The organism is Pseudomonas sp. AC172, from assembly GCF_979258595.1.
Genome location: NZ_OZ409868.1, coordinates 3,993,732 through 4,016,039, shown reverse-complemented (window position 1 = coordinate 4,016,039; position 22,308 = coordinate 3,993,732). Strand labels below are relative to the sequence as shown.

Here is a 22,308-nt window from a genome sequence, read left to right as displayed (position 1 = left end):
TTCTAAATAACTGCAAGTTACCGCATCGTCGGGGCGAAGTTGCTGTATGGTTTTTTAACTTAAACTGTCTGTAGGGGAGAGCTTACAGGCACTTTTTCAAATATCGCTTTTCTGTTCTTTTTTCTTGCGGGTCATAGGGTTGATTAACTACGTGGTTGTCGGAAGTTGCCTGCTTACTTTCCAGAGTTAACAGCCGATGATGCTCCGGCATTGAAAGTTCAAGTTGACCTGGAATAACCGGGCAGCGATTCGGTCAGCAGTTGATTTGAACTTTCAATGTTCATCCCCCTATCAAGAAAACAGGTACATAACGATGTTCAAGAAACTCGCAATCGCCGCTCCACTGGCTCTTCTGGCACTGGGTTCCACTGGCGCATTCGCCGCTGGTGAAGCGTCGCACTCGATCAGCCTTGTCGCGCATGTGCCGACCAACGGTTTCTATGTGGTGCCGACGGATCCGGATCTGGTCAACAAGGACCAGGACATGAGCTATCAGCCAACCACCGGCAAGATGCGCGACGTCAACGGCTTCTTCGATGTGCGTAACAACAACGGCTCGGTACACGCCAGCCTGGAAAGCCAGCCGAAACTGGTCGCCGGTAACACTTCGATCGACCTGCAAGTCTTGCTCAATAACAAGGAACTGACCCTGACTCCACAAATGGTCGTCGGCGAATCCGAGTCGGACGTCAACTACCGCGCGCCGCTGAAGATCCTGGCCAAGGGCAGCAACTTCCAGCCGGGCGATTACACCGGTTCCGTAGCAATGATCTTCGATGCCGTGCCACCGGTTGGTGGCAACTGATCGCATTGATCAGGCACTAAGCGTGCACTTTAAAAAGTGACGTTAACCGACGGGGCAGTCAGCAGTGTTTGCCCCGCCGGACTTTCCTTGTTTGTAAATCAGAGTACGAGTTCATGTTCCCGATGACACCCATCGCGGCTGCGCTTGCGCTGTTGTTTTGTGCCAGCGCAGCCGTGGCTTCCAACTCCACCGGTACCACACCCCGCAGTTTGCTGGCGCAGGCGAAGGGTTTGCCGGCGGATTTCGAGGAGCATTTCTTTGATGTGCCGCTCGCGGTACGGGTCGAAGTCGACCAGCAACCGCTGGGTGAGGCCATGGTGGTGTTGTCCCGCGATGATCGCATCACCCTGCTCGAGTTCACCGACACCAGCGAAAACCGCTTTGGCCCCGCCGAACGTGAAAAGTGGGCGAGCTACCTCAAGCCCGGTGTGCCGTTGGGTGCGTGCAGCGGTTCCTGCCCGGACCAGTTTCTGGCGGTGCACTACAACCTGGAAAACTCGCTGGTCTCGATCCTCACTGAAAATGCGGAGCGCGATGTTGAGGCCAAGCGTTACTACGAACAGCCTGATGGCGGAAGCCATGGCTTGATGGTGCGCAACCAGCTCAATCTCAATGGCGGTCAGGACCAGGATCTCGGCGGACGCTTCGGCCTGGAGGCCAGTTCAAGCCTGGGCAACTGGAGCCAGACGCTCAACCTGCAATTGGCCCGTCTCGGCGGTCCGGACGACAAGCTCTATCACGCCATTCAAGAGCTGCACACCCAGCGCGAACTGCAAGGCAGTTTCTTCCGTCTGGGTTATTTCACCCCCAATTCCGAAGGGCTGACGCGCCAACCGCGTACGTTTGGCACCAGCCCCGACACCGCCGTCGGCGTGATGTATGGCAGCTCCGACAGCCTGGCCATCAACAGCCCGATGCCCAGCGTTTATCCGATCTACGTCACTGCCAACCGCCAGGGTTCGGTGGAGATCTGGCGCGATGGCCTGCTGATCAATACCCAATCGGTGCCAGCCGGTTTGCAGACCCTCGACACTCGACCACTGCCCGGCGGTATTTATGAAGTCGAAGTACGGCTGATCGAAGACGGCCAGATCACGTCCACCACCCAGGAGTTGGTGTACAAGCCCAACAACTGGCGCAACCTCGACGAGCGCTGGCGCTATAACGTGTTTGCCGGCGAAGAACAGAAACTGCTGAGCAACTGGGACACCCAGGCCAGCGGCAGTCCGACGGCAGGCGCCTCGGTGAATTACCTGCTGCATCCACGGGTGATTCTCGGCCTGTCGGCGCGGCAGATTCGCGAAAAACTGCAATACGGCACGTCCATCGACTGGACCCTGGCCAATCACCTCAGCCTGTATGCCAACGTCTACAAGACCGAGGACTACGGCACCGGTCTCGATCTGCAAAGCCTCTACAACTATGGCGCCGGCAGCATCGTTGTCAGCCACAACCGCAGTTGGCTCGACACCACCAACACCTACGACACCCTGCCCGATGGCACTCGGGTGCGTCCGCGCAATGTGTTTATCGGCCAGACCAGCAACTCGTCGCTGGCGCTTAACCATCGCCTCAGCAGCAAAAGCTCGGTCAACGCGCGGGTCTCGCACAGCGAGGGCAATGTCGAGGGCATGGGGGTCGATCTGGGCTGGACCCAGCGCACGATGGTGCTGGGCAGCGATGCCAGTTGGCGCCTGTCGGTTTTCGATCGGCCGGGCAGTTTCAGCAGCGGCGATGCGCGCAATCGCGGGGTCGACCTGAGTATCAACATGGCGCTCGGCGCCCCCGGCCAGCAGATCACCGGCAGTATCGGTTCACGCACGGCCCGCGACGGCACGCGTGACAACAACGCCTCACTCGGCTGGCGCAAGGATTTTCAGGATCACGTCCTGCAGAACGTGTCGCTCACGGCACTCACCGACACTTACGGGGTGGGCGTATCCAGTCTGGCCAACTTCCGCACCGATTCGGTCAGTGGCGACGGCTTTATCCAGCGTTCCTCCTACAACGGCAACTTCACCGGCGGCCTCAACGTCGACAGCACGCTGGTGGTCGGCGGGCAGCAGATGCTCATGACCAGCCAGAGCGAAGTGCGTGGCGCCGGGATGATCGTCGATGTCGAGTCGGACATCGAGGACATCATTCTGCGCGCCGACGATTACAGCGGTGGCGGGGCGGCGTTGAAGCCGGGGCGCAATTTCATCCCGATCACCGCGTACCAGAACAGCTCGGTGAGTTTCGACTTCGAAGGCAACAACGTGCCGGCGGCGACCATCGAACCGGCACGCACCCGCTATCACCTGAACAAGGGCGGCGTGGAGTACCGCAAGGTGCGGGTGATGAAAACCCTGACCGTGCTCGGCCGGCTCATCGACGAGCAAGGGCGGCCGCTCAAGGGGCATCACGTGATCAACCACGCCAGCCGTGGGGTCACCGAAGTCGACGGGTTCTTCTCGATGGAAATGAATGCCGGGTCACCGACCCTGGAAGTGCGTCAGGGCAATCAGTTGCTGTGCCAGTTCCGTCTCGATGCCAACAACCACCGCAGCGAAAACAACGTGTTGATGATCGGCGACCTGCGCTGCACGCCGGACACCCTGGCCGACGTTAACTCCACCGAACAGAAGGCAGGTTAATTCCATGAAGATATTTACAGGGGGTTGTGCATTGGTGCTGGCGCTGGCCATGCCGGCGGCACACGCGATCAATCAGGAAGTCCGCGCGCTGTTTCAACCGGATCCTTCTCAGCCGGGCAAGAACCTGTTCGTCAACCAGACGCCCAATAGCGGCTATTGCGCAAATTATCCTGTGCAATGCGCCGGAAAAAACATGTTCAGCATCGAGTTGCCTGTGCGTTATACCTCTCACCGCGCGCTCATACCCGGTGACGGTGTGTCGCTGAAAGTCCCTGCGGACTGGCGACGCTTGACGATCACTAACCAGGATACCCAGGAGTCGGAGGTCGTCGAGGTACGCATTACCGGCATAGGCTCCAACTATATTCTGAGCGATCCAGTGCAGAAAATCACAGGAGCGACAAGTGATCCTGAAGGCCATGACAAACTCTGGACTTCCAGCGGTTGGCTTTATGCACCTTCTCCTTGCCTTGGTAGCGGTCTGGCTGGGTACGGACCGCTCAACTACCGTTTTTTCTGGCTCACGCCTGTGGACGCGAGCTGCGTCAAGACCACCCCTTACCGCATCCGGATGATGTCGTTCGAGAAGGTCGACTTTTCCTATGAGCTGAAGACCCCCAATCCGTTGAGCATGTCGAGCGGTCTGTATACCGGGTCGATTACTTACACCATGGGTCCAGGGCGCGATTTCCACATGGGCTACATGATGTACCCGGATGACAGCCAGTTGACCCTCGATTTTGTGCTGGATGTCCAGCACACCCTCAAAGTCGATCTGCCCCCGGGTGGCACCAAAGTCGCGCTGGAACCCGAAGGCGGCTGGGCGCCATGGATCGACAGCGGGCGCAAGCCGAAGCGGATCTTTCGCGATCAACCCTTCTACCTCTCTGCGTCTTCGCGCTTCAAGGTCATGATGCTGTGCAATTCACTCGGCGGCCCCTACTGCATGCTCGGCAGCCCCTTGGGCGACTCCGTGCAGGTCAAGGTCTCGATGACCTTGCCCGCGGGAATCGATGGCCCTGGCAATGCCCCCGTCAACAGAATTCCATTGAATTTCAACAATTGGATGGGACCTTTCCAGCCAGGCATGTACGTGGATCGAAAACCCGGTGCGCTGCATTTCGAGCTGGAACCGTCGGCGATCGATTTCCTCCTGCGCCCCGGCAAGAACGACCGGCTGCGCGGCAACATCACCATTATCTGGGACTCGGACGCATGAGTGCTCCCGTCAGACCCTTTTCGATTTTCATGGAGTTGAACGCGATGAACCGTGGTTTTCTGCTGGGCGTGCTCAGCGTGTTGTGCCTGACGGCGCAGGCCGGCCCCCAGATCAATGTCGGCACTGTCTACGACTATCTTGATGCCGATAAAAGTACCTACCTGAAACGGGTGTTCAACAGCGGTGATGCCACGGCGTTCGTCAAGATCAATGTGCTGGAAATCATTTACGGCGCCGATGGACTGCCCAAGGAAGTGCCCGTGGCAAATGCCGCCGATGGCGCTTCGCGCAATGGTGTGATGGCCAGCCCGGCGCGGCTGATCGTGCCGGCTCAGGGCATGCAAGGGACGCGTTTGCTGTACATGGGCGAGCGTGATCGCGAGCGATATTTTCGCGTGCGCTTCGTCCCGGTGGTACCGGAAAAGGAAGACGAGTTCGTGGTCAGCAGCGAAGAGCGCGAAGACTACAAAAACTCTCTTTCGGCTGGGGTCAACGTGATGACCGGCTTCGGCACGATCTTCTTCGTGCGGCCCAAGAATACGCGGTTCGCCACCGTCATCAATGAGACCGACAGCCGCTATGAACTGCGCAACGACGGCAACACCGTGCTGATCGTCGATGAGTTCAAGAGCTGCGCCCTGAGCAAGGAAAGCGACTGCGGCGCGACCACCAAACACCATGTGCTGGCGGGCGAGACTTTCGCCTTCGACAAGGAAAAGGGCCGCCAGTACAGCTTCTTTCTGATCGAAGGCAGCGAGAAGAAAACCATGAAGATCGCCAGTCGCTAGGTTTGTTTTCCATTGACGCATCGGGTAACCAACATGATCAAGCAATGCACCGCCGCCGCGCTGTTGGCCGCCACTGCGCTGGCCGGCACCGGGGCGTGGGCCGCGCGCGAAGAACACACCTTCGAAGTGTCCCTGACCATTCCCAGCCGCCCGTTCTACATCATCCCGGCGGAGCCGGGCTGGATTCACCGGCCGCAGCGGCTTGAATGGGATTACCCGCGCTCGACCCTCAACGGGCTGATGCGCAGCTTCGATGTGCGCCATGACAGCAGCGCGATTGAAGCCCGCCTGGCTTTCGACCCGTACCTGGAGAACGGTCGGCCCGGTGAAGTGATCGAGTTGCGTGTGTCATTCAATGATATCGAGCTGAGTTCGCACGTCACCCCGCGTCAGGTCCTGTCCGAAGAAGAAGCCTCCGGGGGCAAGCGTGTGGCGTTGAAGATCGACCCGATCGAGCCTGCGGGTGGTTATCGCTCAGGCGATTACTACGGCAATGTGGTGCTGATGTTCAACGCCACGGCGCCGGGTGCGGAGTGAGGCAAAGCAGATCATGCTCATCAGAGGCAGGACGAATAATGAAAAGATTCATTTGGCTGATGTTGCTGGCGATGTTGGATATCCCTCAGGCACAGGCGATCAATCAGGAAATCCGCGCCTTGTTTCAACCGGGTGTCACGTTGCCCAACGGCTTGACCGACAGCGCCGGTCAGGCGGTCAGGCGCAAGCCATTGGGCATCGAGGCGACCGCGCCGTTTCAACCGGGTTCAAAGCCAGCCGTCAGAGGCCAGCTTGTCGCATCGCTTCACGGGTCAGGTCTCGTGACAGTTTTTTGCGCTGGTAGCCAATGTCAGTCAGCAATTGATCGTAACGTCGCGGGCTCATCGGTTCGCCGCTGAATACCTCGGCCTGGGGGATGCCGATTTGAGTCGCGAGGTCTTCCATTTTTCGCGTCAGTGAATTGAGTTGTGCCGGATCGGTAAGACTGGCCCATTGCGCCTGTGCATCGCGCAATTCATCCAGCAATCCGGGTTTGACCTCGAACAGGCGATCATTGTGCTCGTATTGCGTCGGGTGGGTTTTGCGTAAGTGACGCTCCCAGAAATTGTCTGAAGAGAGATCGATCATTGCGTTGACCAAGCCGTCGCCCTGTTCGCGCCTCATGATCATTCGGTAAGCCGTTTCGATTTCCTCTTTGGTTACGCCGGAGCGATCTTCGTAGAGCATCTCATCGGATTGCCAAGGCAGTTCCAGCCTGTCAGCCAGCCCTCGTTCAAATGCCAGATGGATCTCTACCTCATCCGGTGGAAGTTTGCTCGGATCGATCAGATTCTGTTGTTCCTGACGGCTGTATTCCACGCGGGCCTCGTCGCTTACAAGATCCAGTCGTGCGGCACTGCGGGCCAGGCGCACGAGTGTGTCATCCAGAACCCTGACAGATGTTGACTCTGTATAGGCTTTGGACACCAGCACTTTCATCCCCAGTGAGTTGAACAGTTGCGCACCGAGATCTCCGCAGTCATTCGGGGACACAATCTGGTTGAACAGTTTTTCGCGCAGTTCTGAATCGAGTGTTGCGGCTTCGACCATTTCCCAGACGCGCTTGGTCAATCTTCGTTGCCCGGGATCTGTCTGGTAATCCGCGCTTTCTCTCAGTTTGCGGATCACGCTGAAAAAACCGGCGGAGTACGGTTCGGCCATCAGGTCATGCCAGGATTCTTCGCGATATGTGCTCAAAGACGACGAGGGACTGAAACCGACAGGCGCATCGAAAGATATTTGCCAATGGCTGAGCTCGGTGCCGTCCGCCGACGGATAATCCGGCACAAAACCCAGGCCTGAAGATTGTCGGTATTGGCCATAACGCACCCGGTCCTCATTGGTCAGTTTCGAGGTATCAAAGCGCGCACGACTAAGGACGAACGCCTGATCGGAACCGGGCGTGACTTCGGGCACGGTGTTGATCGGCGCTTGCCGCATGTCGAGCATGAAACTGCGTGGTCGGTGCCGGTTGACGGTACCCACTTTGAATAGTCCCTCGGGCCAGCTACGGATATCGGTTCTGGCCACGCTCAGCGCCTCCAGCCGGTACATTCGTCCAACGTCCGGTGGCAAACGCAATGGATTGCCGTTCAGGTTCAGCGAGCGCAAGCGCACCAGTCCTTTGAGTTGTTCGTTGGAGCGGTGCGTCAAGCGGATGCGGTTATCGGTCAGATCCAGATCCTCAAGTTGTCGCATCCGACCGACGCTGGAAGGTATTTCTTTCAGATCGCACTGGCGGGCGCTCAATTGACGTAGATGGGGGAAGCTGTCCAGTAGTCCACCGGGATCTGCCGAGAGAGCGGTTTTGTTGAGTCTCAATGAGCTGATCTGATCGAAGTGACTCTTCATGTCGGGTCGCTTGCGCAGGTCTTTCCACCAGCGCTCAAGATCATAACGGTTGAATTCGGTGGTCAGGTCCAGCGTATAGCCTTGCTCAGGATGGAAGCTCTGCACATCGAACGGATCACTTTTGCGTTCGAAACATTCGATTAACCTTTCCTCGATGTGACTGCCTCCGTTGTGCATGTAATCCTCAGACGCTCCGTAGACCGGTTCTCCCGCGTCGTCCAGGCCGGCGGGATGATCGTCACGCCATTGCTGCAAGGCGCGATGCAACGCCTTGCGTTCGTTTTCCAGCTTCTCGATGGCTTCGACGGGATCACCCTCACGCTTGAAGGTTTCGATGAGGGTGTTCACCGCTCTTTTTTTCATTTTCGGGTAGAGCTGACTGACACGTTGCTCCGGCGTCGGGTCCGCCCAAGGCCATGGCCAACCGCGCACCAGAGTTTCGGTTTCAACGGTCACCACCGGGCGAATGGGCGGTTCTGCCAGCGCGGTTCGCCGCTGCGCTGGCGAGGCGGCGTCCTCCATGATCGACAGTTTCAGCTGCCGTCCCTGACCACGCTGGTAACCCACCGTCTGCAGTGTTTCGGCAGGCACGGCATGCAGAATCGCCTCGTAGAAGTCATCCGCGTCATGGAGTTGACGGTTGTTGATGTCGAGCACTTCATAACGGCCTTGCTCATCGCGGATCAGGCGTCTGACGGTGGTGGCTTCATTTGGCCCGACACGGCAGCGCAGTGGCCCGTCATGGGTACCGTCGCGTACTTCCAGGCGCAGATCGGCGAAGGTGTCGGTGTTGAGCCTGAGGGTGTTGAGCGCAAGACGTTCGGTATCGTCGGTGATCATTTCATCGTGATAGAAACCATCGTAGGCGCGGGCGGCGGATGCTTCGAAATCCAGTTCTCGGGCCTGGGACTTGAGGCGCAACGGCAGGTGCTGTTCGTCGGCAATCCTTTGCAATTCGATAGGTCTGGCCTGGGCCACAAGTTTCTCGGCAAGCGGCAGCGGCAGCTCCGGGAAGGTCTGTTTGACGATTTTGATGTCGGCTTTGTCCGATCTTTCCAAGGCTTGATAGACATGGCGGGAGACGGCGCCCCGGCGCTCATCCACGGCAGTCGCGAGCTGGCTGCGCAAGGCCGCAACACGTTCGTCACTGGCAACGTCGCGCCCCAGCAGGCTGTTGAATTCGCCATCGGTAAGGAAGTTCGCCACCCGATCCGGCAACCGGCCCGCGTTGAGATCGCCCTGACTGATGCTCAACGTATCGGTCGGCGCCGCCTGCGGGTTGCCATACTTGCGCGAGTAACCGCTCAGGCTGGCATCGGCAAACACCTCCAGCGCTTTACCGTCAGGCCAGCCCGGCAACGCGGTCAGCATCGGTTCCAGCCAGACTGCCTGTGCATCGATCGGGCGACCGCGACGAATGGCGGCACTCGCCGTGAGCACATCGTCGTAGGTACTGAAGCGCTTGACCGTATCGGCCAGTAGTGGCGGCGGCGGGCTGTTGTCGATATGCATCTGGCGCAGCGCGTTGTGAACGGTGCCGCTGCCAACGCGGATTTGCTCCAGCTCGGTAGGGGAGAAACGTTCGACGCTGTGGCCCAATCGCCGCATCAGCGCTTCATCCGGCCAGTCTTGCGGGGTTTCCACTTCATGGACCCAGGCGCCGTGGCCGTTGTGCTCGATCCTGGGCTTGTAGGCGTTGGCGCGGGTCGGGTGCTTGATACGGTGGGTGTTGGACGTCGCGTCAGTCGACGTTTTTTCGACGAAGTACAGCCTGCCCTCCAGCGGCAGGACGTTTTCGTTGCCGTACTGATGCAGACCATGGCGGTCAGGTTTGGCGCCTGGTGAGAGCATCAGCTCGTTGCGTTCGTACGGGGTCAGGTCCGGGTGCCATAAACTCTCTTGGCCATTGGGCAGCCTGACCGGTTTCATACCGTCGACCAATGGCGACAGCTTGACGCGAAAGGCTTCACCGATCTGTGCGCCGGCGGCGAAGGTGGCCAACTGGATGATGTCGGTCACCACGCTGATGACATGCCCGGCAGCCTCTTGCCAAAGGCCTTCGGCCAGATCGACGATGCCTTCGATGACGTCGCTGGTCAGTTGGTAAGCGGTGTAGGCCATCATCAGTTCGCCCAGACCCGGCACGAACGGTGTGGCGATCAACAGTGCGACATTGAAAATGTCCGAGACGATTTTCTTGAAGTTGTCCCACCAGGCCCAGCGCGCCTTGCTGTCGGTGTCGGCGGTAGAGACGGCGATTTCCCGGGCGTCGTTGAGGATCTTGTTGAGCTTTTGCTGGTAGGCGTGGCGCCAGTAATCGCCCGGTAATTTCACCCGGCTGAATTGCAGGTTCGGGTTGTCCAGCGGATCCTTGCGCCACGCCGGTCGCTGATCGATCGGATCCTGACGCGGGTGATACCTGACGATAAACAGCCGTTGTTCCAGTTCGGCAAAGAAGTGCCCGCGCTGCTGCTGATCAACGAACTGGCTGAAGAACTGACGGTAGGTCTGTCCGGTCGACTCGCTGAATCGGTCTTCACGAAACTGGCGCACCAATTCATCGCGGAACGCCTTCAGAGAGTCGTACTCCTTGAGCGGATGATCCGGGTCGTGGGGGATGTAGACGATCAGGCGTCGAACACCGCGACTGTCCGAAACCGTATGCGTCAGCAGCAGGATGCCGGTCAGTCGGGTGCCGAGCAACGACAGGTCGGAGCACTGCATTGAACGACCATTGAGCAGCAGCTGCGGTTTGTCTTCGGCCAGGGTCAGCAGCATCTTGTAGGCGTCGTACTGGATGTCTTCCTTGATCAAGGCCAGATGCGCAGCGACGGCGAGGGCGTCTTTCTGACTCTCGTTCACCTTGTATTGCAGCACGCTTTCGGCCAGCGGCCCGCCGGGCAGCAGGTAACTTTCCAGGTGTTTTTTATACTGTGCGCCGATGTCCAGATCGCGGCACAGCGTCTGGAACTGGCTGATGGGCATTGCACCTTTGATCGGCACGACGTCGAACAAGCCTCGTGCATCGGGTCTGCTGATGTAGTCCGAGCCCCGTCCGATCGTTTCACTGCTGGCGAAGTTGTGCAGGGCGGCATCCAGCAGCGAGACCGTGCGGGTTACGACGCCCCCGGAAGCATCGATGGTGTACCACGGTTTGTCTTTCGGCAGGTACAGGCGCAGAAAGGTGTTTTTGACGTCCGGCTCGATGCCGTGACACTCCTTGATTTTTGCCTTGAGCAGCGGTTCGGCGAAGGCATGGAGATCGGTTTTCGCCAAGAGATGGTCAACCTGGTTCTGCGAACCCCAGGCCTTGAGGTTGGCGAAGACGAGTTTGTTCAGGTACGCGGCGGGGGCGGTGGTGTACCAGGATTGAATCTTCAGAGGCGTGGCGGCCAAGGCGAGACCCCGGCTGACGGTGGCGTTTTTGAAATTGTCGTTGACGGCGGACTTGATGAGTTCGTAGTGCCGTCCTTTGTCCGCGTTGTCCGCAGGCAGGGGAGAGAGAGACATGGCCAATCATCCTTGATTGTTGAGGAATGATCAGCCTACTCACGGCAGGGCAAAACAAAAGCTCAAAGATCGGGAGGCAAACGTCGCTGCGGCGGGCGAACCCGACGAAAATTCGAATCTGAAAAATACATAAGTACCACCCGCTACAGCGAAAAAACGTCACCCTGATGCAGAAATACCTGACACGAATTGTTACCTCGCTGTAGGGCGTGGCGCCTCGACCATTGCGACGCTCGCCGTCTGCGTCGGCTTGCATTGCGAGTCGCTGCCCGGTTGCAGATACGGCGTCAGAATCGGCGCCATGCCCTTGAGCACCTGCACGGGCAGGGCCGAGGTGAACTTGAAGTTCTCCGCCGAGCGCCCCGGCACGAACGCGGTGAGGGTGCCGAAATGGTGGTCGCCGATGTAGAACACGAAGGTTGCCGTGCGGTTGATCGACTTGGAACTGAGGATGCGTCCGCCCGAACCGATCGCCTCGATGCGGTTGTCACCGGTCCCGGTTTTGCCACCCATGGCCAGTGGGCTGCCATCGGGCAGTTTGAAACTGCCGGAAACACGTTTTGCCGTACCGGCGTCGACCACTTGCGACAGCGCTTCACGCATGGCCGTGGCGACTTCGGATGGCATCACCCGTTTGCCGACATGCGGGTCGTTGACCAGTTGCGTTTCGTACGGCGTACCGGCAGCAAAATGCAGGCTGTCGATGCGTAGCGTCGGCATGCGCACGCCATCATTGAGGATGGTGCCGATCAACTCGGCCAGGGCGGCAGGGCGGTCACCGGAGCTGCCAATGGCGGTGGCCAGCGACGGCACCAGATGATCGAACGGGTAGCCGACTTTCTGCCAGCGTTGGTGGATCTCGAGGAACGCCTCGATCTCGAGCATGGTGCGAATACGGCTGTCACGGGCGCCCTTGTGCTTGCTTTTGAACAGCCAGCTGTAGACTTCCTGACGTTCGAAATGGCTGGCCTTGACGATCTCGCTGAAGGTCGCGTCCGGGTGGTTCAGCAGGTAGCCCATCATCCACAGGTCCAGCGGGTGCACCTTGGCGATGAAACCTTGATCGGGCAAATCGTAACTGCCGGGACCGTAGGAATCGTAGAGACGGATCAGGCGATCATCGGTGAGTTTTTCCGTGAGCTTGGCGCCTTTGAGGTGTGAGCGCACGAAGGTGTTGAAGTCTTCCTGACTGGCATCCGGTAGCAGGTAGCGATGCACGGCGGCCATGCGAATCGGCGTCGGGCGCATGCTGTCGAGGAAGGTATCGAGACGTGCCTGAGTGTCTTTGTTTTTGTACTTTTTCCAGAACTTGAGCTGAAACGCTGTGCCTTCGCGATCGGCGAAATTTGCCAGGTATTCCTGCCGGCGCGGGTCACGATCATCCTTGAGCAATTCGGCACTGCTATTGGGGCCGGAGTAGGTGGTGTAGCGCACCAGATCGCGCATCAGGCGAATGAACGGCAGGTTGATCGACTCGCGCAGAGCATCGCGCAAGGTCGGCATGCGGCCGTTGTCTTCCTTGCGAAAGTTGTGGAACACATGCAAACCGCCGCCGGTGAAAAATGCCTCGCCGGGGCTGGCCGAGTATTTGCGATCGAGTGCTGCGCCGAGCATCTTCGACAGGTCGTGATCCTTGTTTTGAATCAGGTAATCAATGACCCACTGGCTCAAGCGATCCTGATCGGGGACGTCGACTTTCTTCAGTTCGGGCACGCTCATGGCGCCGTACTTGTCGTGCAGCTCGGCGATGATTTGCAGGTAAGTGGTGAGCACGCGCATTTTCGCGGTCGAGCCGAGTTCGAGCTTGCTGCCTTCGTTGATGTCGAATGGCTGGTCGGTGCTGTCGGTCTGCACGCGCACGCGGGAACCGTCGGGGGTCAGTTCAAAGAGGGTGAAGCTGTAGCGCACTTGGGTGGTGCTGGTCGGCGTCAGCAAACGTTCGCCGAGCAGGCCGATTTCAGCGGCATAGGCCGGGTCGGCGAGTTTCTTCAGGTACGCGGTGGCCTGGGTTTGCAGATCGCCCTGCAGGGTGCTGGTGGCCGAGAGGTCGAGGCGGTCGAGATCGTACAGCGGCCGGTTGAGCATGCTCGCCAGACGACTGCGAGCGGCGCTGATGCCCTTGTTGGTTTCGATGGGCTGGATGGTCGGCTGGGTCTGCCAGTCGCGGTAGCTGACCTTGCTGGCGAGGGCGGCATCGGCCAGGGCGCTGTCGATCACAGCGTTCTGCTTGAGCAGACGCAAATGGCTGTCGGTGAGGTCGGTGAGTTCCTCGCGGCCCTTGGTCAGATAATACGAAGGGCGGCGCTGGGCGATCATCAGCGAGAGCATCTCGCGCAGGGCCAGGCCTTTTTCGGCCATGGCCTTTGGATCTGTGCCCGGGTTGTTGAGTTGTTCATTGGCCTTGTTGAAATCGCTGCCGTACCAGACCCGCAAACCTTCCGCCATGCCATGCACTTCGCCATGCCCCGGCACCGCCGACAGCGGCACACTGTTGAGGTAATCGCGCACGATGTTCTGCCGTGCCCCCAAGGTTTGCGGCCCGGGCTGATAGGCGCGCACGCTGGCAGACATCATCTGCCGCAGCTTCTCGGCACCGGACACCGTCAGGCCATCCGGTGAATGCCGGTACTTTTCCAATTGCGTCGCCAGCGTACTGCCGCCCGCTGATTGACCGGGCAGGTGCAGCAGTTTTGCCACTTGCGACCATGCGGCCATGCCAAAGCGCGGCCAATCCACGGCGGGGTTGGCCAGCGGTTGTTTCGGGTCGAGCAGAAAGCGGTTTTCGATGAACAACAGGCTGCTGACCACCACGGGCGGAATCGATTCAAAGCTCGAATAAAGCTGTTGCGGATAGTTGTACTTGTACAGCGGCGCAGCCCGGCAATCAGTGATCGACAGCCCGGCCTGGATCTTCTCCGAATACGGCACGAACAGGCCTTTGTCGGTATAGCTGAGCAGCGCCGGGGAAAACCGCGTCTGCTCGGTGACGACATAGTTGCGTTTGAGCAGGCGCGGAAGGAATTCATCGAGGGAGCTGTAACCCAGGCGCAGATCGAACGGGCCATTGCCCGGATAGCGAATCGCTTCGCTGGGGCCAGGTTCGAGATGGTAAGTCAGCGATGCGGCATATTGGCTGAGCTCGCGCGCCTGAAAGCGCGAAGTGCGCATTTCCTTGGATGCGGCCAGCCCTACCACGATCGCGATAATCACCAGCAACAACCAGAAAGCCTTCCACCCGTGCCGATTGCGGCGGGGTTTTTCAGGGACAGGCGCTTCATCCACTCGTTCAGTCGGAACCACGGCTTTACTCGAATCGGTTTGCCACAAAGCGCCCATAGTCGATTGATCCATTCACGCAGATTGATCGGACTTGTCTGAAGCTTAGACGGTGGTTGGCGGCGGGGAAGAAAATGTGCGGGATGGGCGAGGGGTAGTTGCTGAATAAATCTGAACGGCCAGTGCCGGGGCGAAAACCTGCAAGTCAGAGCCCTCTATAGGGCAATGCTGGACGAGCGGACACATGACGATGCACCAATGCTGTGCAATACTCGGCGGCTTTTTCAGTGGCGAATATTCCTACGTAAAGCAGGTAATGCCTCTCCGCAAACCGGGCTATTGCCGAGAGTTGTCGCTGAATGTTGTGATTTATAGAGTGAAAAGTCCTGCCCAAGGCTTTTTATACTGCACGCCCCGCTGATCTTTCAGGTTGCCCTGCAAGACGCGTCTGCCCACAAGGCAGGCGCGGTTTCATCTCCAGCCAAGGCTTATCGGCCGACGCTTCGACACTCGGTGGTCATATCCAATAACAAGACGAGGTTGCACCCCTATGCCAGTTGGCAATCACCTGCCTCACGGCGACACCGCTCAGGGCGGTCCGCTCAAACGCGAACTCGGCGAACGGCATATTCGCCTGATGGCGCTCGGTGCCTGTATCGGCGTTGGTCTGTTCCTGGGTTCGGCCAAGGCCATCGAAATGGCCGGCCCGGCGATCATGCTGTCCTACATTCTCGGTGGTCTGGCAATCCTGGTGATCATGCGTGCCCTCGGCGAGATGGCCGTGCACAACCCGGTCGCCGGTTCTTTCAGCCGCTACGCGCAAGACTATCTCGGTCCATTGGCAGGTTTTCTCACTGGCTGGAATTACTGGTTCCTGTGGCTGGTGACCTGCGTCGCCGAAATCACGGCGGTGGCCGTGTACATGGGCATCTGGTTTCCCGATGTGCCGCGCTGGATCTGGGCGCTGGCCGCACTGATCAGCATGGGCTCGATCAACCTGATCGCGGTGAAGGCCTTTGGTGAATTCGAGTTCTGGTTCGCCTTGATCAAGATTGTCACGATCATCGCCATGGTCATCGGCGGCGTCGGCATCATCGCTTTCGGTTTCGGCAATGACGGCGTGGCACTGGGGATTTCCAACCTGTGGGCCCACGGCGGCTTCATGCCCAATGGCGTGACCGGCGTGCTGATGTCGCTGCAAATGGTCATGTTCGCCTACCTCGGCGTCGAGATGATCGGCCTGACCGCCGGTGAGGCGAAGAACCCGCAGAAGACCATTCCCGATGCGATCGGCTCGGTGTTCTGGCGGATTCTGCTGTTCTACGTCGGCGCACTGTTCGTGATTCTGTCGATCTACCCGTGGAACGAAATCGGCACGCAGGGCAGCCCGTTCGTGATGACCTTCGAACGTCTGGGTATCAAGACTGCCGCCGGCATCATCAACTTCGTGGTGATTACTGCAGCCTTGTCGTCGTGCAACGGCGGCATCTTCAGCACCGGGCGCATGCTCTACAGCCTGGCGCAGAACGGTCAGGCCCCGGCCGGTTTTGCCAAGACTTCGAACAACGGCGTGCCACGTCGCGCGCTGTTGCTGTCGATTGCGGTGTTGCTCTTGGGCGTAATGCTCAACTATCTGGTGCCGGAAAAAGTCTTTGTCTGGGTGACCTCGATTGCCACCTTCGGCGCGATCTGGACCTGGGTGATGATCCTGCTGGCGCAGCTGAAATTCCGCAAAGGCCTGAGTGCCAGCGAACGTGCCGGCCTCAAGTACAAGATGTGGCTGTACCCGGTCAGCTCGTACTTCGCGCTGGCATTCCTGGTGCTGGTGGTCGGCCTGATGGCGTACTTCCCGGACACCCGCGTGGCGCTGTATGTGGGGCCTGCGTTCCTGGTGCTACTGACCGTGTTGTTCTATGTGTTCAAGTTGCAACCGAGCAACGTAACGCAAGGTGCGGCGCGTTCGGCGTCATAAGGTACAAGCACTGAAACAGTAAAGCCCCGGTCGTGAGATCGGGGCTTTTTTGTTGGCGCGGCTGTCGCTCGACCGCTGGTCTGAAACAGCGATACAAAATCGTCATGGCGGCTCAAATCTTTACTACAAACCGTTCCCCGCCCAGCCGTGAACAGAGGCGCAGACATGAGGATCAGCGATTTCGTCGTTCGCGAACTCGGCCCGCGCCAGGTCCTGCTGTTTTTTGTGCTGGCGACCGGGTTGTATGTTCTGCCGTTGATCCTCGCCGACTTTCCCTACATCGACGACAACTGGCGTGCGCTGGATGCGGGCAATGCCTGGGCCGGGTACGGGCGGCTGTTTGCCGACTGGCTGTATCAAGTACTGACGTTCACCGGCGCTGCGCCGGATATCTTCCCTTTGCCGTTGCTTCTCGCCACGGTGGCGATGAGCCTGGCGCTGACTCGGTTGACGTTTCACTACTTTGCCGAACCGACATTGGCCTGTTGTCTGGTGCCGTTGCCGCTCTGGTACAACCCGTTCCTGCTACAGAATTTCTCCTATCAGTATGACGGGCCGAGCATGGCCTTGAGTCTGGTGGCGATGATCTGCGCGATCACCTTTCACGGTTCGACGCGGGTGCAACGCTGGCTGGTACCGTCGGCACTGATTGCAGTGGGCATCGGGTTGTACCAGATCAGCGTCAACGTTTTTCTTGGCTTGTGTTGTGTGGAACTGCTCAGGGCGCTGCACCGGCGAGTCTCAAGGACGGAGGGCCTGCATTTGCTTGGCAGCAAGCTTGCGCAGCTCGGTCTTGGCGTCGCAATCTATGGCGTCACCGCGTACCCGTTCATGGCGGCCTCGCGGCAAGCGCAGCTGCTCGACAGGGCAGGGCATCCATTACTGCAAATCATCACCAACATGGGCCGCGTGCTGGAAAAAATCGCGCTGTTATTTCAAGGTGGATATCTTTGGGTGTTTGCTGCTCTGGTGCTTTTTGCGCTCTGGGGACTGGCGCGTCTCGCAGGGATGGAGCGGCACGCGAGCTATGCGATCCTCGGCCTGGCCACTTTCGCGGTGCTGGTATTGCTGGTGCCGGGCATCACGTTGCTGTTTCGCGACTTCAATGAGGGCGCGCGAACATTGATGGGCTTCGGTGTGCTGCTGGTATTTCTGTTCTATCTCGCCCGTCTGGCGCTGGCGCCACATCACCGCTTGTTGCCCTTGCTGCTGATCATCCCGCTGCTGGCGACGTTGTCGCTGTCCTTTGCCTACGGCCGCGTGCTGACGATGCAGAAAACCTTCGCCGCGGCTGCGCTGTACAGCCTAGGTCACGACATCGCCGCTCATCGCGAGCTACGGGAAGCGAAGCGCATTTACCTGTCGATCAACTACTCCGAGCGCTGGCTGGCCAGTGCCGAGGGATCGTTCAGGCAAATGCCGGTTTTGCGTTATCTGCTGAATGTCGATTACTACATGCTCGCGGAAAACCTGCCCTCGGTGGGCATCACCAATGTGGTGGCCGAACGTGAGCGACGCAACGCCACTCACGTCAGCTATAGGGGGTATCCCGCGTTGGTGGAGAGTCTTTATTACCGCATTTTTCTGATCGGTGATTACGGCTTCATCGTCATGAAAGAGCCGCCGCACGGACGTTTGTTGCAGTGGTGAAGCGCTGACCGTTGGTCGCATTCAACCCTGCACCTGTAATTTCTGACAGTAGACCGCCAGCGAATGATGACCTAGGTTGGCTGTTCGCCAAAAACGGCTTTGGCAAGGAACCGAGATGAAAGGATTCTCTGTATTGACTGTGATCGGCCTCGCCGATGGACTGATTCACTGGCAGATATTTTTTGTCCTGTGCACCGCCGCGGGGCTGACGCAGGCTGCCAGTAATTTCGCCGCGTTTTGCGTGGCCGCGGCGTTCTCGTTTTACGTGAATGTGCTGTATACCTTCGAGCGCAATACTTCGGTGCCTGGTTATCTATTGTTTATCGGCGGGATGGGCGGGGTGAGTTTTGCCATCGGTTTGCTTGCCGATGCGCAGCACTGGCATGGATTGGTCACCGTGGCGTCTTTCACGCTGCTCAATCTATTGGCGGGCTACCTGTTTTTCCGGTTTGTCTTGTTGCGCCAAAATCAGCAGTAACGCGCCAGTCCGTTGCGCAGACTGGCGCATGGGCCGTTACGCGGCCGCCACTTCCTGCGGCTCGAAACTGTCCGCCCGCGCCATCTGCCACATCCGCGAGTAAAACTCGCCATTCACTTCCCCTGTGAGCAATTCCCCCGGTTTCAGGAACACATGCAACTGCGAGAACAGTTTGATCTCGGTCGCCGACATGCGTCGTACCAGATGCTTGGCCGACAGTTGTGATGGATGATCAAGCCCGGCTGCCGCGAGCATTTCCGCCAGCGCCTTCAAGGTATTGCGGTGGAAGTTGAATACGCGCTGCGCCTTGTCCGGCACTACCAGTGCACGTTGGCGCAGAGCATCCTGCGTGGCGACGCCGGTCGGGCATTTGTTGGTGTGGCAGCTTTGCGACTGGATGCAGCCGATGGCAAACATGAAACCGCGTGCGGAGTTGGCCCAGTCGGCGCCGATGGCCAGCACGCTGGCGATGTCGAAGGCGCTGACGATCTTGCCGCTGGCGCCGAGTTTGATCTTGTCGCGCAGGTTGAGGCCGACCAGTGTGTTGTGCACAAACAGCAGGCCTTCGCGCATCGGCACGCCGATGTGGTCGGTGAACTCGACCGGTGCGGCGCCGGTGCCACCTTCCTTGCCGTCGACGACGATGAAGTCCGGCAGGATGCCGGTTTCCAGCATGGCTTTGGCGATGCCCATGAACTCCCACGGGTGACCGAGGCAGAACTTGAAACCCACCGGTTTGCCGCCGGACAGTTCGCGCAGTTGCTGGATGAACTGCATCATTTCCAGCGGCGTGGAAAACGCGCTGTGGCGTGATGGCGACACGCAGTCTTCGCCCATCATGATCCCACGGGTTTCGGCGATTTCCCTGGTGACTTTGTGCTTGGGCAGGATGCCGCCGTGGCCGGGTTTGGCGCCTTGGCTCATCTTGATTTCGATCATCCGCACTTGCGGATTTTGTGCTTGGGTGGCGAAGCGTTCCGGGTCGAAACGGCCGTCGCTGGTGCGGCAACCAAAATAGCCGCTACCCAATTCCCAGGTCAGGTCGCCGCCGTGTTCGCGGTGATACGGACTGATGCTGCCTTCCCCGGTGTCGTGGGCGAAGTTGCCGAGTTTCGCGCCTTGGTTGAGTGCGCGAATGGCGTTGGCACTGAGCGAGCCGAAGCTCATCGCCGAGATGTTGAACACCGACGCCGAATACGGCTGGCTGCACTGCGGGCCGCCGACGGTGACGCGGAAACTGCTCGGGTCGCTCAGTGGCGCCGGGCGCATCGAGTGGCCGATGAATTCGAATCCGGATTGATAGACATCGATCAGCGTGCCGAACGGCTTGTCAGCGGTTTCGTTTTTCGCTCGCGAATAGACCAGTGAACGTTGCGCGCGGGAGAAGGGCAGGGCGTCGCTGTCGGACTCCAGCAGGTACTGGCGGATCTCCGGGCGGATGCCTTCGACCAGATAGCGGATGTTGCCGAGTATCGGGTAGTTACGGCGTACGGCGTGCGGACTTTGCAGCAGGTCGAACAGACCGATCAGGCTCAGCACTCCGGTGACGGCGGTGATCGGCCACAGCCAGTCGTGTTCGAGGAAAGGCAGGCTGGCGAGGGTGAAAATCACGCAGACGGCAAAGAAGGCGTAGCGGCTCAGGAGTGACAGGCTCATACGGTTTCCTTGGTTCGGACTCGGAATAATAAGCGCTGCAGTTCTTTGTGGGAGCGAGCTTGCTCGCGAATACAGTGGATCAGCCAACATGAATGTTGAATGTGATGGCCCCTTCGCGAGCAAGCTCGCTCCCACAAAAAAGCGTAAATCGCGCTGTGTCAGGCGTTTTGTGCCTGAAGAAAAATCGAAAACAGCTCGGACTGGGATTTGATCCCCAGCTTGCTGTACATGTGTTTCTTATGGACTTTCACGGTTTCTACGGAGATTTCCAGCTTACGGGCGATTTCTTTACTGGAGCAACCGCTGAGCATCAAACGCCCGACATCCAGCTCGCGGGCGGTCAGTTGCGCACCTTTGAGTTGTTGCACCGACGCTTCCAGTTGCACCCGCCAGTCTGCCCGGACAGGGGCGGCGGCGAGCGCCACGGTTTCGTTGATCTCATAGGGTAGTCGTTGGCGCAGCAGGCCCAGCACCCATGGCTGGATCAATGACAGCAAGGCGATATGTTCGCCAGTGAAACGTTTTTCACTGCCCAGCGACAGACACAGCGTGCGATCGCCTTCGAGCTGGCAATTGAACTGGATTTCGTCGGCCACGACATTCAGACGAAAGTATCGCTGGTAATACTCGGTCAGTTCGAAATGCTCCGGCGCCACCTCGGACAAGCGATACAGACCGGTGCGCGTTTGCTCGCGGCAGGCGATGTAGAACGGATCAAGCAGGTACAGGCCGCGCAGATAATCCTGAAACAACGGGTCAGGGTTACCGTCTGCGCCCGGGCATTCGGCGAAGACTTGCGGGTGTTGATCGGCGCTGAACAGCAGCACCACCCAGCTATCGAACGGCACGTATTGGTCGAGCAGACGCACCAGTTGTGCCCAGAAATTCGGCTTGTCGAGCGCATCGATCAGTTGCCCGACGGCGCGGTGCCAGGTGATGTCGTCAAACGAAAGTGTCATCGATCTACCCCTATCGGGTTACCCCGGCCGCGTGATTCCCTGGCCGCTCGCTTGCTGCGCATACTGGCCCACAGACAGCCACCGGGCAAATTTTCCGCGCCCGACGCTCATAACAAGGAATCCCCATGAAAGTCGAACTCGCCCAACTGGCGGGCCGTGACAATGCCACGGCATACAACCTCGAACGCGCACTTGCTGCGATCGCCGCATGTGCTGCCGACACGCAACTGATCGTGTTCCCGGAAACCCACCTGATGGGCTTCCCGACGGCCGAGACCGTTGCGCAAGCCGCCGAAGCGCTGGACGGCCCGACCGTCAGCGCGATGTTGGCGGCCGCGCGCGAACGCGACATCGCCGTGGTGATCGGCATGGCCGAGAACGACAACGGTCGTTTCTACAACACCACGCTGCTGATCACCCCTGAAGGTATCGCCCTGAAATACCGCAAGACGCATTTGTGGGCGTCGGATCGCGGTGTGTTCGAGGCCGGCGACCGCTACGCCACGTGTGAGTGGAACGGTGTGCGCGTTGGCTTGCTGATTTGCTACGACATCGAGTTTCCGGAGTCGGCCCGTGCCTTGGCGCAACTGGGTGCCGAGCTGCTGATCGTGACCAACGGCAACATGGACCCGTACGCGCCGACTCACCGCACCGCGATCATGGCCCGCGCGCAGGAGAATCAGGCGTTTGCGCTGATGGTCAACCGCGTGGAAGCGGGGGATGACGGTTTGATGTTTGCCGGTGGCAGCGCGCTGGTCGATCCGCTGGGTTCGCTGTTGTTCGAGGCCGGACGCGAAGAAGGGACGTTCAGCGTTGAGCTGGATTTCGCTCAACTGGAGATTGCGCGCAGGGATTACCGCTATCTGGATGATCAGCGCTTGAAGTTGCCGGGGGAGGTGGTGGAGCGCGGCGATGGTGTTCGCGAATTGTTGATTCCACGCCGTTGACCGCTGCCCTCACCCTAGCCCTCT

At 59.1% G+C, this 22,308-nt stretch carries 13 protein-coding genes; 9 read left to right on the top strand and 4 right to left on the bottom strand.

Annotated features, from left to right (window positions below):
- Window positions 1-313: 313 nt before the first annotated feature.
- The 5 genes from ACZ0A4_RS18025 to ACZ0A4_RS18005 all read left to right on the top strand — a co-directional run bounded on the left by ACZ0A4_RS18025 (window position 314) and on the right by ACZ0A4_RS18005 (window position 5,985).
- Window positions 314-805, top strand: coding sequence for a CS1 type fimbrial major subunit (locus ACZ0A4_RS18025; RefSeq protein ID WP_463575839.1), 492 nt, complete (start codon window positions 314-316; stop codon window positions 803-805).
- A gap of 113 nt (window positions 806-918) precedes the next feature.
- Window positions 919-3,441: a CS1-pili formation C-terminal domain-containing protein gene (locus tag ACZ0A4_RS18020; protein ID WP_463575837.1), complete on the top strand. Its 2,523-nt coding sequence runs from the start codon at window positions 919-921 to the stop codon at window positions 3,439-3,441.
- Window positions 3,442-3,445: 4 nt separating this feature from the next.
- A complete protein-coding gene (locus ACZ0A4_RS18015) occupies window positions 3,446-4,660 on the top strand; it encodes a hypothetical protein (protein WP_463575836.1) in 1,215 nt (404 codons plus the stop codon).
- Between the two features lie 44 nt (window positions 4,661-4,704).
- On the top strand, window positions 4,705-5,448 hold the full coding sequence (locus ACZ0A4_RS18010; protein WP_463575835.1) for a molecular chaperone: 744 nt from the start codon (window positions 4,705-4,707) through the stop codon (window positions 5,446-5,448).
- 33 nt (window positions 5,449-5,481) lie between these two features.
- Window positions 5,482-5,985, top strand: a complete 504-nt coding sequence (locus tag ACZ0A4_RS18005) for a CS1 type fimbrial major subunit (RefSeq protein WP_463575834.1) — start codon at window positions 5,482-5,484, stop codon at window positions 5,983-5,985.
- A 240-nt stretch (window positions 5,986-6,225) separates the two neighbouring features.
- Here ACZ0A4_RS18005 and ACZ0A4_RS18000 read toward each other — a convergent pair whose 3' ends face one another.
- Together ACZ0A4_RS18000 and ACZ0A4_RS17995 are read right to left on the bottom strand one after the other, a co-directional pair.
- Window positions 6,226-11,346: a dermonecrotic toxin domain-containing protein gene (locus tag ACZ0A4_RS18000; protein ID WP_463575833.1), complete on the bottom strand. Its 5,121-nt coding sequence runs from the start codon at window positions 11,344-11,346 to the stop codon at window positions 6,226-6,228.
- A 192-nt stretch (window positions 11,347-11,538) separates the two neighbouring features.
- The gene (locus ACZ0A4_RS17995) at window positions 11,539-14,682 is read right to left on the bottom strand and encodes a transglycosylase domain-containing protein (protein WP_463575832.1); all 3,144 of its coding nucleotides are present in this window, start codon (window positions 14,680-14,682) and stop codon (window positions 11,539-11,541) included.
- A 490-nt stretch (window positions 14,683-15,172) separates the two neighbouring features.
- On the opposite strand from ACZ0A4_RS17995, the gene ACZ0A4_RS17990 reads away from it, so the two are divergent.
- The 3 genes from ACZ0A4_RS17990 (at window position 15,173) to ACZ0A4_RS17980 (ending at window position 18,722) form a co-directional block, all read left to right on the top strand.
- Window positions 15,173-16,594, top strand: coding sequence for an amino acid permease (locus ACZ0A4_RS17990; RefSeq protein WP_463575830.1), 1,422 nt, complete (start codon window positions 15,173-15,175; stop codon window positions 16,592-16,594).
- A 165-nt stretch (window positions 16,595-16,759) separates the two neighbouring features.
- On the top strand, window positions 16,760-18,244 hold the full coding sequence (locus ACZ0A4_RS17985; RefSeq protein ID WP_463575829.1) for a glucosyltransferase domain-containing protein: 1,485 nt from the start codon (window positions 16,760-16,762) through the stop codon (window positions 18,242-18,244).
- A gap of 115 nt (window positions 18,245-18,359) precedes the next feature.
- On the top strand, window positions 18,360-18,722 hold the full coding sequence (locus ACZ0A4_RS17980) for a GtrA family protein (RefSeq protein ID WP_463577587.1): 363 nt from the start codon (window positions 18,360-18,362) through the stop codon (window positions 18,720-18,722).
- 36 nt (window positions 18,723-18,758) lie between these two features.
- Here ACZ0A4_RS17980 and ACZ0A4_RS17975 read toward each other — a convergent pair whose 3' ends face one another.
- Window positions 18,759-20,378: an FMN-binding glutamate synthase family protein gene (locus ACZ0A4_RS17975; protein ID WP_463575828.1), complete on the bottom strand. Its 1,620-nt coding sequence runs from the start codon at window positions 20,376-20,378 to the stop codon at window positions 18,759-18,761.
- 158 nt (window positions 20,379-20,536) lie between these two features.
- The gene (locus ACZ0A4_RS17970; RefSeq protein ID WP_095048312.1) at window positions 20,537-21,337 is read right to left on the bottom strand and encodes a helix-turn-helix transcriptional regulator; all 801 of its coding nucleotides are present in this window, start codon (window positions 21,335-21,337) and stop codon (window positions 20,537-20,539) included.
- Between the two features lie 125 nt (window positions 21,338-21,462).
- On the opposite strand from ACZ0A4_RS17970, the gene ACZ0A4_RS17965 reads away from it, so the two are divergent.
- Window positions 21,463-22,284, top strand: a complete 822-nt coding sequence (locus ACZ0A4_RS17965) for a carbon-nitrogen hydrolase family protein (RefSeq protein ID WP_463575827.1) — start codon at window positions 21,463-21,465, stop codon at window positions 22,282-22,284.
- Window positions 22,285-22,308: the final 24 nt, after the last annotated feature.

Bases quoted from the DNA above. Each gene is read 5' to 3' on its own strand.
- ACZ0A4_RS18025 (WP_463575839.1), top strand. From the start codon at position 314: ATGTTCAAGAAACTCGCAATCGCCGCTCCACTGGCTCTTCTGGCACTG.
- ACZ0A4_RS18020 (WP_463575837.1), top strand. From the start codon at position 919: ATGTTCCCGATGACACCCATCGCGGCTGCGCTTGCGCTGTTGTTTTGT.
- ACZ0A4_RS18015 (WP_463575836.1), top strand. From the start codon at position 3,446: ATGAAGATATTTACAGGGGGTTGTGCATTGGTGCTGGCGCTGGCCATG.
- ACZ0A4_RS18010 (WP_463575835.1), top strand. From the start codon at position 4,705: ATGAACCGTGGTTTTCTGCTGGGCGTGCTCAGCGTGTTGTGCCTGACG.
- ACZ0A4_RS18005 (WP_463575834.1), top strand. From the start codon at position 5,482: ATGATCAAGCAATGCACCGCCGCCGCGCTGTTGGCCGCCACTGCGCTG.
- ACZ0A4_RS18000 (WP_463575833.1), bottom strand. From the start codon at position 11,346: ATGTCTCTCTCTCCCCTGCCTGCGGACAACGCGGACAAAGGACGGCAC.
- ACZ0A4_RS17995 (WP_463575832.1), bottom strand. From the start codon at position 14,682: ATGGGCGCTTTGTGGCAAACCGATTCGAGTAAAGCCGTGGTTCCGACT.
- ACZ0A4_RS17990 (WP_463575830.1), top strand. From the start codon at position 15,173: ATGCCAGTTGGCAATCACCTGCCTCACGGCGACACCGCTCAGGGCGGT.
- ACZ0A4_RS17985 (WP_463575829.1), top strand. From the start codon at position 16,760: ATGAGGATCAGCGATTTCGTCGTTCGCGAACTCGGCCCGCGCCAGGTC.
- ACZ0A4_RS17980 (WP_463577587.1), top strand. From the start codon at position 18,360: ATGAAAGGATTCTCTGTATTGACTGTGATCGGCCTCGCCGATGGACTG.
- ACZ0A4_RS17975 (WP_463575828.1), bottom strand. From the start codon at position 20,378: ATGAGCCTGTCACTCCTGAGCCGCTACGCCTTCTTTGCCGTCTGCGTG.
- ACZ0A4_RS17970 (WP_095048312.1), bottom strand. From the start codon at position 21,337: ATGACACTTTCGTTTGACGACATCACCTGGCACCGCGCCGTCGGGCAA.
- ACZ0A4_RS17965 (WP_463575827.1), top strand. From the start codon at position 21,463: ATGAAAGTCGAACTCGCCCAACTGGCGGGCCGTGACAATGCCACGGCA.